Origin of the sequence: Candidatus Chloroploca mongolica (assembly GCF_004762035.2) — a bacterium.
Classification (GTDB): Bacteria; Chloroflexota; Chloroflexia; order Chloroflexales; family Chloroflexaceae; genus Chloroploca; species Chloroploca mongolica.
On sequence record NZ_SIJK02000151.1, the window covers coordinates 1 to 1,707 of the forward strand.

1 pseudogene is annotated in these 1,707 nt (G+C 53.6%); it reads right to left on the reverse strand.

From position 1 onward, the window contains the following. Position 1: 1 nt before the first annotated feature. Positions 2–1,707: pseudogene (locus EYB53_RS25900) on the reverse strand (Eco57I restriction-modification methylase domain-containing protein); the annotation flags it as partial.

Genomic DNA, 1,707 nt, shown 5'->3' on the forward strand with positions numbered 1-1,707 from the left:
GCTAGTGGTTGTCGTTCTTCCGATCCCACGCCTCCAACACCAACCGCCTCGTCCGATACTCCCCGTACAGCTTCGTCTCCTTCTCCTTCAACACGCGGAAGGTCTCCCCAGGGAAGTCCGGCCCATTCACGTCGTGCGGGTCGAGGATGTAGCGCAATTCGTCCCGCGTCAGTCCGTAGAGCCTCGCGATGCGGGCGTCGAGCTCAGCGCGGATCTGTGCGCGGCGCTCGTCGTGCCAGATGAAGGGGGGAACCACGAAGGAGTCACGCATATACGCATGGGCTACCGCGAGGTGCGCGGCGACGGCCCGGTTCGTGGCCGCCAATGGCTCCGCCGCCGCGATGTTCCCCCGCCAACATTCGTATATTCGTGCCCGTAATTCGTGGTCGGCCTCCGCCCACACATCCTCCGCAAACGCTTTGATGTCCCACGCGGTGTAGACCAGCTCCACCACCCGCGGCACGATGTACGCGATGTCGGTGGGGCTGAAGGCCGAGGGCGGCAGGACGGGAAACTGTTTCACATAGTGATAAGCGAGATCCGTTCCTCCCACTTTTTGTCGTGCAATATAGTCTAGAGGAATAGAATTAAGATTGGCAAGCAAGCACAAAATAATATTTACGCTTCCCACTGAAGGGAGTAGTATTGGGAACTTACCAGACACAGCTGAGCTCGGTATGAACGAAGCTATTACTGTGCGCTCATCAACGGAACGGGCGATACTCCTAAAGCCAACAAGCCATTTATGCCGCCAATGTTGTAGTCTGTCAGCAACCTCACTTTGCTCAACCCAATATTGTGGTTGCGCAACATCTGTTGGATCTACAACATCACAGCCATACCACCCCTCGAACTTCCGCGAAGGACGGTTTCCAGCATTCTCACGACCAACTAGGGAACCAAATCTGTGATCATACTGGAAAACCATTTTTGCCTCGTAAAGCGGCAAGTATACCTTATCTGAGGAGACAAGGGTGTTTCCTTTAACGCTTGCGTTGTGAGAAGTTAGAACCAGCTTGTCATTAAACAGGGAGCTATCGTTAGCCATGTCAAACATGCGCAGGAAAGAAACTCCCCAGGGATTAAATCCATTCGCTTCATTCACCATTACTGGCCAGGATGAATAGATCTTTTTTGTAATCTCTGCATCGACCCCCGTGCGAAACACAGGACACGTTTTCGTATTTGGGTTAAGAATTAGGAGGTCTTTATAAGAAAGACTAAAGTGCCTCCGCGATTCTTGGACGTGCTCAAAGTATCGACATAAAAACACAAAGTCAGCCGAGTTAATTCGTCTAGACGAGCCTGAAATTGTCAGGGCACAGAATTTAAATGCATTATGAACATCAGCAAAGATAAAAGCTTCATTCTCAAAGCCTGTTAACTGGACTAAACTTTGGTTCCTCATTAGATCCCCAAAAAACGCCTTCGTACTGTCATCCGTTGCGATCCCGGTCGGCACAATAATGCCCGCCCGCCCCGTCGGCGCAAGCAAGGTGCGAAAATGCTCAGCAAAGAGCGCATAGGTATTCACATCACCGACTGCCGTCAGCGGGAAGCGCCCACTCGCCCGCACAAAGCGGCTCTCGGCCTCGGCGCGCTGCCTGGCGACATCGAACAACGCAATGCGGGCGCGCTGGCGTTCGTCACCGTTGCGCCAGGCCGTGATCGCCTTGTCGCGCGCGGCCTTGTTGGCAGCCTCACGGA